The 14,675-nt window shown below is 61.0% G+C and carries 11 protein-coding genes; 6 read left to right on the top strand and 5 right to left on the bottom strand.

What is annotated here, in order from left to right:
- Window positions 1-580 precede the first annotated feature (580 nt).
- The 3 genes from ppk1 to DWX63_RS11640 all read left to right on the top strand — a co-directional run bounded on the left by ppk1 (window position 581) and on the right by DWX63_RS11640 (window position 4,860).
- Window positions 581-2,977, top strand: a complete 2,397-nt coding sequence (gene ppk1, locus DWX63_RS04140; RefSeq protein WP_117842891.1) for a polyphosphate kinase 1 — start codon at window positions 581-583, stop codon at window positions 2,975-2,977.
- Between the two features lie 98 nt (window positions 2,978-3,075).
- Window positions 3,076-4,404, top strand: a complete 1,329-nt coding sequence (gene rlmD / locus DWX63_RS04135; protein ID WP_117842890.1) for a 23S rRNA (uracil(1939)-C(5))-methyltransferase RlmD — start codon at window positions 3,076-3,078, stop codon at window positions 4,402-4,404.
- Between the two features lie 177 nt (window positions 4,405-4,581).
- The gene (locus DWX63_RS11640) at window positions 4,582-4,860 is read left to right on the top strand and encodes an IS3 family transposase (RefSeq protein ID WP_199411087.1); all 279 of its coding nucleotides are present in this window, start codon (window positions 4,582-4,584) and stop codon (window positions 4,858-4,860) included.
- A gap of 175 nt (window positions 4,861-5,035) precedes the next feature.
- Here DWX63_RS11640 and DWX63_RS04125 read toward each other — a convergent pair whose 3' ends face one another.
- From DWX63_RS04125 to DWX63_RS04115, 3 genes are all read right to left on the bottom strand, one after another.
- Window positions 5,036-6,484 (bottom strand): PTS transporter subunit EIIC, encoded by a 1,449-nt coding sequence (locus DWX63_RS04125; protein ID WP_117842889.1) that lies wholly within the window; start codon window positions 6,482-6,484, stop codon window positions 5,036-5,038.
- A gap of 31 nt (window positions 6,485-6,515) precedes the next feature.
- Window positions 6,516-7,946, bottom strand: a complete 1,431-nt coding sequence (locus DWX63_RS04120; protein WP_117583936.1) for a 6-phospho-beta-glucosidase — start codon at window positions 7,944-7,946, stop codon at window positions 6,516-6,518.
- 122 nt (window positions 7,947-8,068) lie between these two features.
- The gene (locus DWX63_RS04115; protein WP_117638210.1) at window positions 8,069-9,049 is read right to left on the bottom strand and encodes an EamA family transporter; all 981 of its coding nucleotides are present in this window, start codon (window positions 9,047-9,049) and stop codon (window positions 8,069-8,071) included.
- Between the two features lie 582 nt (window positions 9,050-9,631).
- Here DWX63_RS04115 and DWX63_RS04110 point away from each other — a divergent pair.
- The 3 genes from DWX63_RS04110 to DWX63_RS04100 all read left to right on the top strand — a co-directional run bounded on the left by DWX63_RS04110 (window position 9,632) and on the right by DWX63_RS04100 (window position 11,854).
- Entirely contained in the window at window positions 9,632-10,174 is a 543-nt protein-coding gene (locus DWX63_RS04110; protein ID WP_055287259.1) for a DJ-1 family glyoxalase III, read from the top strand.
- Complete coding sequence (locus DWX63_RS04105) at window positions 10,171-10,752, top strand: nucleoside triphosphate pyrophosphatase (protein WP_117564381.1); 582 nt, start codon at window positions 10,171-10,173, stop codon at window positions 10,750-10,752. Before DWX63_RS04110 ends, DWX63_RS04105 begins: the two co-directional genes overlap by 4 nt.
- A 100-nt stretch (window positions 10,753-10,852) precedes the next feature.
- Window positions 10,853-11,854 carry a P1 family peptidase gene (locus tag DWX63_RS04100; protein WP_117842888.1) on the top strand — a complete coding sequence of 334 codons (1,002 nt, stop codon included), beginning with the start codon at window positions 10,853-10,855 and terminating at the stop codon, window positions 11,852-11,854.
- A 372-nt stretch (window positions 11,855-12,226) separates the two neighbouring features.
- Here DWX63_RS04100 and DWX63_RS04095 read toward each other — a convergent pair whose 3' ends face one another.
- Complete coding sequence (locus tag DWX63_RS04095; protein WP_117583931.1) at window positions 12,227-13,258, bottom strand: glycosyltransferase family 2 protein; 1,032 nt, start codon at window positions 13,256-13,258, stop codon at window positions 12,227-12,229.
- Window positions 13,251-14,453 carry a UDP-galactopyranose mutase gene (gene glf, locus DWX63_RS04090; RefSeq protein ID WP_117583930.1) on the bottom strand — a complete coding sequence of 401 codons (1,203 nt, stop codon included), beginning with the start codon at window positions 14,451-14,453 and terminating at the stop codon, window positions 13,251-13,253. The genes DWX63_RS04095 and glf overlap by 8 nt, the downstream gene beginning before the upstream one ends.
- Between the last annotated feature and the right edge of the window lie 222 nt (window positions 14,454-14,675).

Here is a 14,675-nt window from a genome sequence, read left to right as displayed (position 1 = left end):
TCGGAAGGCACGTGCAGACCTTTCGTCATGGCCTCCTACCTTTCTTTCGGGCCTTACTGGCCGAATGTATCAGCGCCCCTCCATATGGGACGCTGCTTGCTGACAGCTCTAGTTATATCCAAAAACCACCCGCAATTCCACCTCGCCCCCGAACGGTCAGCAAAGTGCGATGAACGGTATATCGCATATGATTCCCCCATGATGCACTTCGGTTCTCTAAAGCAGGTTTTCAAAGGTAATCGTTCTTTTTTCTAAGGAATTGAGCGAGATAGCACTAATATTTTCATGTTTAGGAATTGCATAGCTAAGACTGTTTTCTGCATATATATGTCGTTTGTCCATGATTCGATTTGGATTCGATTATATTCAGCTCGCAATCATTCTTATTCATACATCCTCACCAGTTGAGTATGGATATAAATTGTTTCAAAGCGGGTCGGGTAGTTTGTTGCATGCTTTGACCGCGTAAGAAGTAGGTAAAGATGCCGTTCGTACAATACGTCCGTGCCATAGGTCGACTAAATTGAGACAATAGTGAATAGTGTTAGGCTACCGTCCCCTGTGGGGACTGAACGGACAGATGCATATGCCGAGCAAAATCGAAAAGAAGCAAGCCGCCGCAAAGCTGCGCAAACCGCCGCGCGACTTCTCGTATACGCAAAACCGAGAGCTCAGCTGGCTACGCTTTGACAACCGCGTGCTCGACGAAGCCTTCGATGAGTCCGTGCCGCTGTTCGAGCGCCTTAAGTTCGTCTCGATCTTCGAGTCCAACCTCGACGAGTTCCTTATGGTCCGTGTAGGTGGTCTGTCCGACCTGGCCGAGCTCAAAAAACAGCCTGTCGACAACAAAAGCAATATGACCGCCTCTGAGCAGGTCGATGCTGTTATGGCCGAAATGCCCGAGCTCCTTACCCGTTGGGAGTCAATCTTCAAAAGTATCGAGGGCAAGCTCGACACCTTGGGCGTTCACCGCGCTCGCATCGATTCGCTTACGCCCGAGGAGCGCACCTTTGTAACCCGCTACTTCCAGGCCTACGTGTCGCCGGTCATCTCGCCGCTGGTGATCGACCCGCGCCACCCCTTCCCCAACCTGCGTAACGGCGCACTCTACCTGGCCTGTGGCCTGGACGGCGTCACCGACGAGGAAAGCCTGCTGGGCCTGATCGAGATTCCCGCCTCGATGAACCGCGTGGTCGAGATCCCCTCGCCCACCGGCACCTACTCCTACATTCTGCTCGAGGACGTCATCCTCGCCTGCCTGGACAGCTGCTTTGGCTCCTATAAGCCGCTCGACCGCGCGCTCATCCGCGTCACCCGCAACGCCGACATCGATCCCGACGGTGAGGGCGTCGAGGAGGAAGAGGACTATCGCCAGCATATGAAGCGCATCCTCAAGAAGCGCCTGCGCCTGCAGCCGGTAGTACTCGCCGTCTCGGGCTCACTCGAAAAAGCGACGCTCAAGACTATCCGCAAGGCGCTCGAGCTCCCGCGTCGCTCGGTCTTTACCTGCGATATCCCGCTCAACCTGGGCTATGTCTTCGGCATCGAGGGCAAGATTCCCGAGCACCTGCGCAACGAGCTGCTCTTTACGCCGTTTAAGCCGCAGCCCAACCCCACCATCGATATGACCCGCTCCATCCGCGAGCAGGTACTTCAGCACGACAAGCTGCTCTTTTATCCCTATGAGGCTATGAACCCCTTCCTGGATCTGGTGCACGAGGCCGCCTACGACCCCGAGTGCATCTCACTGCGCATCACGCTCTACCGCGTGGCCAAGCAGAGCCGCCTGTGCGAGTCGCTGATCGATGCCGCCGAGAACGGCAAAGAAGTCACGGTGCTCATGGAACTCCGCGCTCGCTTCGACGAGCAGAACAACATCGAGTGGGCCGAGCGCTTGGAAGAGGCAGGCTGCACCGTCATCTACGGCTCCGAAGGCTTTAAGTGCCACTCCAAGATCTGCCAGCTCACCTATCGCGAGGGTATGGCGCTTACACGCTTGACGCTGTTGGGCACCGGCAACTTTAACGAGAAGACGGCCAAGCTCTACAGCGACTTTATGCTCATGACCGCCCATCCCGGCATCGGCGAGGACGCCAACTTGTTCTTCCGCAACCTGTCGCTGGGCAACCTGCGCGGCGACTACCGCTTCCTGGGCGTGGCGCCGGTCGGCCTGAAGCCGCTCATCATGCGCGGCCTGGACCGTGAGATCCAGCGCGCCCTCGCTGGCGAGCCCGCCCGTGTGTTCTTTAAGCTCAACTCGCTCACCGACCGCGAGGTCATCGATAAGATCGCCGAGGCATCGTGCGCAGGAGTCCGCGTGGACATGATCATCCGCGGCATCTCGTGCCTCAAGCCGGGCGTTCCGGGCAAGACCGAGAACGTGCATGTCCGTTCTATCGTCGGACGCTTTTTGGAGCATGCGCGCGTTTACGCCTTTGGCGTGGACTCGGACATGATCTATCTGAGCTCGGCCGACATGATGACGCGCAACACCGAGCACCGCGTGGAGATCGCTTTCCCCGTGCTCGACCCCACCTGCCGCGCCCTGGTGCACGAGTACATGGGCATGCAGCTGCGCGACAACGTGAAGGCCCGCAGCCTCACGAGCGACGGCACCTGGGTCCCCGTGGAGCGCGCAGAGGGTGAGAAACCCTTCAACTCGCAGGAAGCCCTGCTGGAGCGTGCCTATCGCAACGCCGAGGCCGCCGCCGAGGCAAAGCCCGCCCCTGCTCCTGAGCCGCAGCCGGCAACACCCGAGGTTCAGAAGGTCCAGGCGACCGTCATTGAGCCCGAGCCTGCACCTGCACCTCAGCCCGAGCCGCAGGTCACCAAGCCCGCACCCGAGACGAGTGCCCGTCGCAAGAAGCCCGCCGGCAAGACCGAGGCCATCGAGCGCCATCGCCCCGGTCGCGTGCGCATGGGCCTGGGCCTGATCGGCCTGGGTCTTAAGACACTCATTACCGGCAAAACGAAATAGTCGTTTGTAGAAGCAGTTTGTAGAAGCGCCCCGCATTTGAGGAAAGCCTCGGATGCGGGGTGCTTTTCCCTGCTACCATGGTGCGGACAACAACGCGAATGACAGGCAGGAATATGAAGCTCACCATAGAATCGATGACCTACGGCGCCGACGGACTGGCGCACGCCGACAACGGCAAGGCTGTCTTTGTGCAGGGCGCCGTGGCAGGCGACACCGTCGAGGCCGAAGTTGTGCAGGACGGCAAGTCGTTCATGCGCGCCCGCACCACCGAGATTCTGGAGCCAAGCCCCGATCGCATTCAGCCTCCCTGCCCCTTCGTGGGCACCTGCGGCGGCTGCTCATGGGGCAATCTCTCGCGCACGGCACAGCTCGCCGCCAAGGAGCAAAACCTACGCTCCACGCTCGAGCGCATCGGCAAGTTCACCCCTGAGCAAGTCGACGAGCTGGTGCAGCCCATCCGCCACACCAAGGACGACTGGGGCTACCGCAATAAAATCGAGCTCGAACCGACCGTCGTCAACGGTCGCGTACGCCTTGGCATGCACGGTGTCGACCCCAGCAAAATCGTGACCGTCGATGCGTGCCCGCTGTTCGATAAGCGTTTCCCGAAGGCGCTCAAATCGGTCGTCGGCGCGCTCAACTATCTAAGCGGTAGCCATGACCTGGGCCTCGAACGCGTGGGCATTCGCGCATCGCGCCGCACCAAGGCACTCGAGGTCGCACTCTGGACGCCCACAGGCTCTTTTCCGCGCTCGCAGGTCTCCCGCGTGCTAGCGGACGCCGCTCATCCCACGAGCATCGTGCGTGTGATGAGCAAGGGCGAAAAGAAAGCCCGCCGTGTCTCCAAAGTCGAGATGCTCGCCGGCGAGGGCTCGTGGACCGAGAACATCGCCGAAGGCCAGATGCGCTTATCTGCCCCGTCGTTTTTCCAGGTCAACACCAAGGGTGCCGAGATTTTGATTGAGCTCGTTATGGACGCCCTCGACCCGCAGGAAGACGAGCTGGCCGTGGACCTATACTGCGGTGCCGGCACCTTTACCCTGCCGCTCGCCCGCCGCTGTGACTTTGTTGCCGCCGTCGAGGCCTACGGTCCGGCCGTGCGCGACCTGCGTCGCAACCTCGAGATCAACAAGCTCGACAACGTCGACGTCATCGGCGGCGACGCGGTACGCGAGTTCCCCGACCAGGACGCCGATGTCCTGGTGGTCGATCCGCCGCGCGCAGGCTTGGCACCCGAGGCCATCGACCTCATCGCCAGCACGAGTGCACGCGACGTGGCCTATGTGAGCTGCGACCCTGCCACCCTGGCGCGCGACCTTAAGCGCTTTGTCGAGGAAGGCACCTTCTCCCCCGTCAAGATCACACCGGTCGACCTGTTCCCGCAAACCTTCCACTGCGAAACCGTCGTCCACCTCAAGCGTAACTAGACCGTTTGCCCAAGACCACGCCCGATGATTTTTCTGGGACGGGGATAAAAAAATATGTTCTGAATGATTATTTAATCCCCGTCCCGAAATTGAACCGCCCCCTCATTTCTTGGACATTAGAAATGGGGGGCTTCTTTATGGACGGGAAAGTCGGACACGACGCCACGCTGAGGACTCTTGCAGCAGAGTTTTGCGACAGGGGATACGGGCGCACCGAAGGCCGAAGGGCGCCCGGACCCGGCCGGGGCCGGCGGCGCGCGAGGGCGAGCTCTTGCGACGGAGCTGCTGCCCGGGCGCCTGAAGGACGAGCTCTACAGGAACCGGACGTGGCGGAGCTTCGAGGAGTTCAAGCGGGACCTCCACGCCTACACCGTTCACTGGAACAAGAGGAGGCAGGTTAAGCAAAAGGGATTGACCCCGGAGGAGTTCCGAAATCAGTCCCCATGTGCGGCATAGGCCGCTAATTGACCCGTCCAAGTATCGGGGCGCAGTTCATTTCAGCGCCGCCCGAGAAAGCTAAACGCCTTCTGGCAGGTTGTCCCGGGCCGAGGGCGGCCACCTTGATCGCCCTCGGCCCTCACCCACCTCATCTGCTCCTCAATTACATAGAGCTGATTGAGGAGGGCGCAGGCTAGCGGGTGCCTTCCTCATCGTCGTTGGGCCGGTAGGTGATGAACTCGATAACAAAGGCCAGGACGGCAGAGACGAGCGAGGCGATGATCGCGAAGATCATGTGGGAGATCCCGGCGCCACCAGGGGTCCCGTCGATAAAGTTGAGCAGGTTGAAGACGCCGAGGCCGCCCGAGATGTACATGAGAGCGCCAGTCATTCCCACGATGGCGCCGCCCACGGCGGAGCTCAGGCATGCCACGACGAACGCGCGCTTGTTGGGGAGGGCGATGCCGTAGATGCCCGGCTCGGTGACGCCGAAGAAGAAGGCGGAGATCATCGCGGGAAGGGCGATGCCGCGGAAGCGCTCGTCCTTGTTTCTGAGGTACATAGCAAAGATGACCGCTCCGAGTGCGAACCCGTGGCCGATGGTGGCGGCGAGCACGCTATCGTGACCGAGGGTGTTCAGGTTCATGATGGAGATGGGGATGAGGCTCCAGTGGAAGCCGAAGATGACGAGGCACATCCACAGTCCGCCGACTAGGGCGCTGCCCAGGACGGAACCAACCACGGGGAGCTGGAAGATGAACGAGAACGCCGCGCTCAGCAGGTTGGTGATGAGGGTGGCCACCGGGCCGATGATGAGGTAGCCCAAGACGATGGAGACCGTCATCGTGGCGAGCGGGACAAGGAACATCTTGAGCGCAGCCGGCATCCAGCTCTTGAGCCAGCGCTCAAGGATAGAGCCGAACCACACCATGAGAAGGACGGGGATCACCGAGCTCACGTAGCCGGACACGGGCATGATGATGGGGATCCCGAGGGCGGTGGCGTACCACGAGAACGCGCCGGCCACGCCGAGGTCGATGCTGCCGAGCGCCTCGCCCGAGGTCAGGGCGACCATCGTCGGGTAGAGGAGCGCCACGCCGATTGCCACACCGGTGAACTCGTTCATGCGGAACTTGCGCGCGGCACTGAACGCCAGGGCGACGGGAAGGAAGTAGAAGAAGCCGTCAGCCACGGTGTAGAGCAGCGTGTAGAGGCCGTCGTTTGCAAAGTCCGGGACGAAGTAGGTGATGAGGGCAAGCAGTCCCTTCATGATGCCTGCGGCGGCAAGCGGTCCCAGGATGGGCTGGAAGATGCCAGAGATGAGGTCGATGATGACGGAGGCCACGGTCTTCTCGCCCTGGGGCTCGTCGTCGGCGCTTGCGCCGCTCGAGAAGTTGCCGGCCTCCAGGACCGCGTCGTAGACGTCCTCGACGATGTTACCCACGACCACCTGGTACTGGCCGTTGGCCTGGATGACCTGGATGACGCCCTTGAGGGCCTCGATCTTGGCCGTGTTGGCGCGGGACTCGTCCTTGAGCTTGAAGCGCACGCGCGTGATGCAGTGCGCGACGCTGGCGACGTTCTCAGCGCCGCCTACGTTCTCGAGTATGGATCTGGCCAGGTCGTCGTATTTTTCAGCCATTATTTTCTCCTTAGTGATATTGCCCGGGTGGTTAGCCCAGGTCGCCTCCGTTGGTGGCGATGGCCTGTTGATACCAGTAGAAGCTCTTCTTGCGCCTGCGCTCGAGCGTGCCGTTGCCCAGGTTGTCGCGGTCCACGTAGATGAAGCCGTAGCGCTTCTCCATCTCGCCGGAGCCCGCGCTCACGAGGTCGATCGGCCCCCAGGTGGTGTAGCCGAGCATCTCGACGCCGTCCTGCTCGATAGCGTCGCGCATGGCCTCGATGTGCTCGCGCAGGTAGGCGATGCGGTAGTCGTCCTCGATCGTGCCGTCGGGAAGCACCTCGTCATAGGCGCCGAGGCCGTTCTCCACCACAAAGAGCGGCTTCTGGTAGCGGTCCCAGAGGTCGTTGATCGTGATGCGGAATCCCAGCGGGTCGATGACCCAGCCCCAGTCGCTCGTGCGCACGTAGGGGTTCTCCACGCCGGCGAAGGCGTTGCCCTCGGCGACGCCGCCCACGGAGTCGGGGTCGCCCGCGGTGCAGCGCGAGGAGTAGTAGCTAAACGAGATGAAGTCGACGGTGTTCTCCGCAAGGATGCGCTCGTCCTCGGCGGTCATGCCCACGTCGATGCCCTCGCGCTCGAGCATCTTGAGCGCGTAGCCGGGGTAGCGACCGCGCGCCTGCACGTCCACGAAGAAGAGGTCCTCCTGGTTCTTGACCTGCGCCGCGCGAACGTCCTCGGGACGACAGGAGTAGGGGTAGTAGCTTCCCGCGGCGAGCATGCAGCCCACCTTGTTCTCCGGATCGACCTCGTGGGCGATCTTGGTGGCCCAGGCGCTCGCCACGAGCTCGTTGTGCGCGGCGCGGTACTCGGCCTCGCGGGCATTCTCCCCGGGCTCGAGGACGATGCCGGCACCCATGAAGGGACGGTGCAAGATCATGTTCATCTCGTTGAACGTGATCCACCAGCGCACGAGGCCGCGGTAGCGGTTGAAGAGCACCGTCACAAGCCGCTTGTAGAGCTCGATAAGGGTGCGGTTTCGCCAGGCGCCGTACTTCTTGACGAGGTGGATGGGGCAGTCGAAGTGCGTGATGGTCACGAGGGGCTCGATCCCGTGCTCGCGGCAGCAGCGGAACACGTCCTCGTAGAAAGCGAGCCCGGCCTCGTTGGGCTCCTCCTCGTCGCCATTGGGGAAGATGCGGCTCCAGGCGATGGAGAGGCGAAAGACCTTAAAGCCCATCTCCGCGAAGAGGGCTATGTCCTCGCGGTAGTGGTGGTAGAAGTCGATGCCCGTCTGGGCCGGGTAGTAGTACCCGGGCTCGAAGTCGAGCATGCGCCTCAGGCCGCGGCTTACGTCGTTGCGCTCCGGCCCGTGTGGGATGACGTCGACGTTGGCAAGGCCGCGGCCGCCCTCGTCATAACCTCCCTCGCATTGGTTGGCGGCGGTGGCTCCTCCCCAAAGGAACCCTTTTGGAAATGGCATGGTGCCTCCTTCTCTCTGGCGCCCCCATCTCTGCGGGGGACGCTTTATAACGTCCTTGCGGCCTCGCGCGCCTGGCCCGTGGCCCTTTCCCTGATGCGCGCGGGCCGCCTGTGAAGGGGTGACTAGCTGACGGCTTGTCCTGCGGCGGCGCGACGTGCCTCCCGGCCTCCAAGCAGGGAGGGGACCTGTGCCAGGCACACGCCGGCGAGGATGATGGCGACGCCCAGCCACTCGACGACGCCGAGCGGCTCGCCGAGGACGATCATGGCGATGAGCAGGCCGGCGGGGAGTTCCGCGGCGGCCATGACGGTGGACAGGCCCGCGGGCAGGTGCGGAGAGCCCATGCCGAAGAGCAGGACCGGGCAGAGCATGCCAAAGAAGCCGGCGATGACGGCAAAGGGCAGGATGCCCTGGGCGAGGACGCCCGAGACGACGTAGTCCGGACACACCGTGAGCGACATGACCACGGAGCCCGCGCATACGATGACGCCACGCTGCTCGGACGAGCAGGGGGCCTCGACCTTGCCGGAGAGGGTGACAAAGAGGGAGCAGGACACGGCCGCCCCCAGCGCGCAGAGCAGGGCCACGGGGTCGTACCCGGTGATGCCGGTCTTGTAGACGCCGCTGGCGAACACCGTTCCGAAGACGATGACCAGGGCGGAGGCCACTTGGAGGAGCCTCGGCGGCCGGCGCGTCATGACGGTCTGCCACACGAGCCCCAGCCACGTGAACTGGAAGAGGAGCGTGAGTGCCACCGGGGCGGGCAGCACGCTCATGGCGTAGCAGTAGAGGATTGAGGTGAGGCAGGTGAGGGCTCCCAGGCCCATGAGCTTGAGGGCGAGCTTCCAGCCCACGCGCTGCCAGCGGTGCCCGAGTGCGTGCCCTGCGAGCGTGGCGAGGGCGAAGAAGAGGCAGCCGAACCACGCCTGGCTCGCCACCACCTGCGCTGAGGTGAAGCCCGCGGCGTAGGCGAGCTTGTAGGTCGTGGCCATCGCGCCGTAGCAGGCGCCGCCCGCAAAGACCTGGAGCGCCGCCTTGACCTGCCCCGCGCCCGCGGCTCCCGCCTCGGCGGTCTGTTGCTTGATTGTGTTTGTTTCTGCCATTTGGCTCCCTTCCGTCTGCTGTCTTGCAGATGCACGTCTCGTGCGTCTGTTCCCTGCAGTCGGAAGGTGGGCTCGTGCGGTCTTCTGGCGGTGCATGTGGTACCTGCTGCCAAGACGAAAAAAGCCACGCAACCGACTGCTCGGTTGCGTGGCAAAAAGGTGGCTAGCGCCCAGAAAAGTCCACGCGTTTTTAGACTGGGACAAAGTACTACAACAGGTGAGATTCCGTCAAGAAAAACCGAAGAAAAAAGTGAGCCTCTGCCCGCCGTACCTGTAGCGGTCGTTTCCCCGAACGGGGCGGTGCTGTTGGGGGCTGTCTCGATCTGTAACAGTAAGACCCGGTTTTGGTCCGTAGATGTTACAGATTTAGACGTTTTGTCGGGGCGGTTTCCGTTTGTCTTGATCTGTAACAGTTAGGGGTCAAAAGTGGGTCTAGATGTTACAGATTGAGATTGTTGAGGATGGGTGAGGGTAGCTAAAATAGCCCCGTCCCTTTTTAAACAATGGAAAATCGAGCGTGGCAAGCGGAGGTCTTCGGGGTATAAGACGGCTAATTGTATGCCGCCCATGAAAGGAGCCCTCATGCCCAGCGTTGCCGTTCTCGCCGCCGATGGCTTTGAAACTATTGAATGCTTGACCATGGTCGATGTCATGCGTCGCGGCGGTGTGCGTGCCACGCTCGTCTCGATTATGCCCACACGTGAGGTCGTAAGCTCGCTGCAGATCCCCGTGACCTGCGATGCGCTCTTTGATGAGATCAACTTTGACGAGTACGACTGCGTCGTGCTGCCCGGCGGCTTGCCCGGTGCCACCAACCTGCGTGCCGATCAGCGCGTCTGCGACGTGGTCTGCGAGTTCGCCGCGACCAAGCACGTTGCCGCCATCTGCGCCGCCCCGTTTATCCTGGGCGAGCTCGACCTACTCGAGGGGCGCCACGCCACGTGCTTCCCTGGCTTTGAGAAAAGCTTCCCCGAAGGCGCCTATACCGGCGAGAAGGTTACGCAAGACGGCAACATCATCACCGCCAGCGGCATGGCCCAGTCGCTCCCCTTTGCGCTTGAGCTGCTGCGCACGCTCGCCGGCGACAAGGCCGTCGAGAAGGTCGCCGAGGGCATTCAGCTATGATTTTGGCTTCGCAATCACCGCGCCGCATCGAGTTGATGCGCGAGGCGGGCTATGACATTCGCGTGATTCCCGCAGATATCGACGAAACGCCTTTTGATGGCGAAGCTCCGCTTACACTCGTCGAGCGCTTGGCGCGTGCCAAAGCCGCCGCCGTTGCCGCCGAGCATGCCGAGCCCAACGAACTGACCGTCGCGGCCGATACTATTGTCACCTTTGACGGCCAAATTTTGGGCAAGCCGGCAGACGGGGACGAGGCGCGCACCATGCTCCGCGAGCTTTCGGGCCGCACGCACCAGGTCGCAACCGGCGTCTGCATCGTTAAAGCCGGCGACGCTACAGCTCCGCATGCCGCCGAGAGCCTGTCGTTTGTCGATGTGACCGACGTGACGTTCTATGAGCTTACCGAAGAGCAGATCGAGCGCTATGTTGCCTCCGGCGAACCCATGGACAAGGCCGGGGCCTACGGCATCCAAGGCACAGGCGGCCGCATGCTTGTGCACGATATTTCGGGTGACTTCTACAACGTGGTGGGCTTGCCCATCGCTCGCGTCGCACGCGCGATTCAAAAACTCTCGTAATTGCATCTGGCGCTGGGTATCCCCCAGCGCCTACAATTTTGCCGTACCGTACGGATCCCGACCGGGCATAAGGCCCGGCGGAAAACCGATAGGAGAACACATGGACACACTGCTCGAAGCCATTGATGTTTGCAATGTCGATGGCTTTTGCTTTGGCAACTATACGGACGAGGAGGCTGGCACCGGCTGCACCGTAATCGTAGCGCCCGAGGGTGCCACCGGTGGCGTTGACGTACGTGGTGGCGCCCCCGCTTCGCGTGAGACCGACCTGCTGCGTCCCGAAAACACCGTCGATAAGGTCCACGCCGTCTGCCTTTCGGGCGGATCGGCCTTTGGCCTCGAGGCTGCAAGCGGCGTGGCCCGCGAACTCGAGAGCCGCGGCATTGGTCTGCCCGTCGGCCCCACGCAGGTGCCCATCGTGTGCTCCAGCTGTATCTTCGACCTTGCCTTTGGCGACCCCACCGTTCGCCCCGACATTGAGGCCGGCATCGCCGCCGTGCGCGAGGCGCTCGACCACACCCCCACCAAGCTCGAACAGGGCAACGTAGGCGTCGGCACGGGCGCTACCGTGGGTAAGCTCATGGGCCCCGCCACCTGCATGAAGGCCGGCCTTGGCGCTGCCGCCGTGGCGCTCGGCCCCATCAAGGTGGGCGCCGTGGTCTCGGTCAACGCCTGCGGCAACGTTGTCGACCCCTTCACCGGCGAGTGGGTCGCCGGTATGCGTGCCGCAGCCGATAGCGACCAGATCGTCGACATGGAACTCGCAGCCTTTGCCGCCGCCGGATCCATGCAGATGCCGCTCGACCGCACCAACACCACCATCAGCTGCATCGTCACCAACGTTGAGCTCACTAAAGCTCAGGCCACCAAGGTCTCCCAGATGGCGGCAGACGCCTATGCGCACGCCATCCGCCCCACACACACCACCAACGACGGCGACACCATCTACACCCTCGCCAGCGGCAAACTAGACGCTCAGACAAGCGCCGCCGTACCCCTAGACCTGCTGGGCATGCTCGCCGTAAGGGCCCTACAGACCGCCATCGTAAACGGAGCCAAAAACGCCAAAACCTCCCACGGCATACCCGGCGCCGCAAAGTAAACTAGCTCGTCCGGTTGCCCGGTGGGTTTTGGTTATGTTTGCTGCTCTACAGTCCTGGCTCGCACGAAGAGCACATTAAGTGCTCTTCGGCTCGTGCGGAACTCGCGACAAACATAACCAAACCCCACCGGGCAACCTACCAACCAGATTCTTTTCAGCCCAGGCCCCTGTGTACCGCGCGTCGAAGATCTTCAAATTCAAATAACCTGACAATCGATTCTTATAGCAGAGGCCCCTTGGCCTTTAGTTTGCTACAAGTTCCGCACGAGCCGGAAAGCACTCAATGTGCTTTCCGTGCGAGCAGGACTGTTCGCAGTAGCAAACTAAAGGCCAAGGGGCCCTGTCAACCTATCAGCAGCGATTACTCAGCAGTTAGTTGAATTTGAAGATCTTTGAGGCAAGACGGTATAGGCCGAGTGTGGTTTTGTCTCCGGCACGACCGCGGAGGTTAGTGAAGAAGCCGACCACACCGTAACGTGCACGACGATACATACGCTCGTCATAGGCCTTCAAATCATTCCACAGCGTCTTCAGACGCTCATCGGCACAATCCTCGTCGGAAAGCTTGGTGAGCACCGAGCAGATCGCCATCATCATGGTGAAGTAGCCCATCATGTACGAACGCAGACGCGACGACTCGACATCGCTGTACAGGTGGTACGACTCCATCATGATACGCGTAACACGGAACTGCTGGTCCAGACGCTTGACCATCGTGGCCTCGTTGACACTCTGGCCCTCGCGACCGATAAAGTAGCGATAGAGGTCGATGTCGGCGTAGTACATGGTCTTGCAACGCGGCAGCGGCACGTAGGCGTAGATGTTGTCCACATAGAACGTGTGCGGCGGCATGGGCAGGTTGGACTCGCGCAGCACATCCGTGCGATAGCACAGGCTGTGCATGAGCAGATTCTGGTCCAAACGGAAATGGCCGATCTGGTCCCAGGTAAAGATCTTTTTTCGAGGCAGGGCAAACTTGTAACCAATGGCCGTATGCGTACCCTCGTAAACCTTCTCGTACACGTAGTTCGAGATAAACAGGTCAACGCGCTGGTCGCGCTCTTCAAAGCCGCGCAGAATCGACAGCATGGTCGAAAGGGCAGCGCCGTCAAGCCAGTCGTCCGAGTCGACGACCTTGTAGTAGGTGCCCTGCGCCTCGCGCAGACCCGAAAGGACGGCAATACCGTGGCCGCCATTCTCCTGGTGCACCGCGCGGATGATTCCAGGATAACGGGCCTCCCACTCGTCGGCCTTGGCGGCCGTCTCGTCCTTGGAGCCGTCGTCCACCACGATAATCTCGATATCGGTGGCGTAATTGCTCCCCTCCAAGATGGAGGTGATGCAATGGTCCATGTCCTTGGCGGCGTTATACGAGGGAATACCGAATGTTATGACTTTATGCATGGCAGGCGATAATCTCATCCGAAAGATCGAGGGCGGAATTGGTCACGGCATCCATATCGTAGTAACGATACTCGGCCAGACGACCCACCGGGTGGAAGTTTGTCAGGTTCTGGACGCGCTCAAGATAGCGCTCATAGAGCTCACGGTTCTCGGGCTCAAGAATGGCGTAATACGGCGTCTCGCCCGAGCCGGGCGTATAGGCCTTGGAGTACTCCTTCATGATGGTGGTCTTGCCGGGCAAAACCTGACCGGTCATGTTCTTGAACTCGGTGATACGCGTGTAGTCCTCGCTCGTGGTGTAGTTGACGGTGCCCACGGGCTGGAACTGATCCATATCGAGCGTCTCGAACTTCATGTCGAGCGTGCGGTACGGCAGCGCGCCCAGGTCGAGGTTGAACAGCTCATCGAGCGGACCGGTATAGACGATCTCGCCGCCGTAGACCTTGCCGTCGACCTTGACGGTTGTCTCGTCGATCTCGAAGAGATCGCGAGCATCCACGTCGCAGAACACATCAATCAGGTCGTGGTCGAGCATATGCTCAAACAGCGCCGTGTAGCCATCCTGCGGCATACCCTGGAAGGGGGCCTGCGGGAAGTAGCGGTCATCGTCGCCCACAAAGACGGGAACGCGGCCGGTGATCGAGGGATCGATCTGGTCGGGCGTCTGGCCCCACTGCTTCATGGTGTAATGCAAAAAGACGTTCTCGTAGACGTAATCGGCGACCTCGGCCAAGTCGGGGTCGTTCTTCTTACGCAGCTCCATGATGGGCACTTTGACATCCTTGCCAAAGGTCTCCACGAGCTTCTGATACAGCTCCTCGCCGCGCTCATCACCAAAGGCGAGCTTGAGACTCGCATGGTTGAAGGGCACGGGCATAAGGGTACCGTTGATGTTGGCGAGCACCTTGTGCTGATAATCCGTCCACTTGGTAAAGCGCGACAGGAAATTATGCACGCGCTCGTTAAAGGTGTGATAGATATGCGGACCGTACTCGTGGATCAGGATTCCGGCCTCGTCAGTGCAGTCATAGGCATTGCCCGCAATGTGGCTACGGCGCTCCAAAACGGCAACACGATAGCCGATGGTCTCGGCAAGACGGCGGGCGCAAACGGCACCGGCATATCCAGCACCGACGACAATCATGTCGTACGCGCCGGCGTTAAAGCCTTCAGGCAGGCCTGAGGTAATCTGCATCGATACTCCTTGTCAAAAGCCACGGGCTCGTTAGCTGGGCTTTTCTCGAACATTCTTCGAGACATATTTATCAGAGCGATTATAGCGCTAATGCGTCCTATAATGAGCTTGCCACACAAGGAAAGCTCAAGCACCGCGGCGTACATTATTGAAAGGTAAACCCGCTAGCAGCGGGTTTATTCGTGAACAGCCGGGCGCCTGGAGCTTAGCGAAACGCTTGCA

This window comes from Collinsella sp. AF20-14LB (assembly GCF_003459505.1).
GTDB lineage: Bacteria > Actinomycetota > Coriobacteriia > Coriobacteriales > Coriobacteriaceae > Collinsella.
The sequence above is the reverse complement of the archived record's forward strand: the minus strand, read 5'-3'. Positions and strand labels throughout refer to the sequence as shown.

Bases quoted from the DNA above. Each gene is read 5' to 3' on its own strand.
- rlmD (WP_117842890.1), top strand. From the start codon at position 3,076: ATGACAGGCAGGAATATGAAGCTCACCATAGAATCGATGACCTACGGC.
- DWX63_RS04115 (WP_117638210.1), bottom strand. From the start codon at position 9,049: ATGGCAGAAACAAACACAATCAAGCAACAGACCGCCGAGGCGGGAGCC.
- DWX63_RS04125 (WP_117842889.1), bottom strand. From the start codon at position 6,484: ATGGCTGAAAAATACGACGACCTGGCCAGATCCATACTCGAGAACGTA.
- ppk1 (WP_117842891.1), top strand. From the start codon at position 581: ATGCATATGCCGAGCAAAATCGAAAAGAAGCAAGCCGCCGCAAAGCTG.
- DWX63_RS04100 (WP_117842888.1), top strand. From the start codon at position 10,853: ATGGACACACTGCTCGAAGCCATTGATGTTTGCAATGTCGATGGCTTT.
- DWX63_RS04095 (WP_117583931.1), bottom strand. From the start codon at position 13,258: ATGCATAAAGTCATAACATTCGGTATTCCCTCGTATAACGCCGCCAAG.
- DWX63_RS04105 (WP_117564381.1), top strand. From the start codon at position 10,171: ATGATTTTGGCTTCGCAATCACCGCGCCGCATCGAGTTGATGCGCGAG.
- DWX63_RS04110 (WP_055287259.1), top strand. From the start codon at position 9,632: ATGCCCAGCGTTGCCGTTCTCGCCGCCGATGGCTTTGAAACTATTGAA.
- glf (WP_117583930.1), bottom strand. From the start codon at position 14,453: ATGCAGATTACCTCAGGCCTGCCTGAAGGCTTTAACGCCGGCGCGTAC.
- DWX63_RS04120 (WP_117583936.1), bottom strand. From the start codon at position 7,946: ATGCCATTTCCAAAAGGGTTCCTTTGGGGAGGAGCCACCGCCGCCAAC.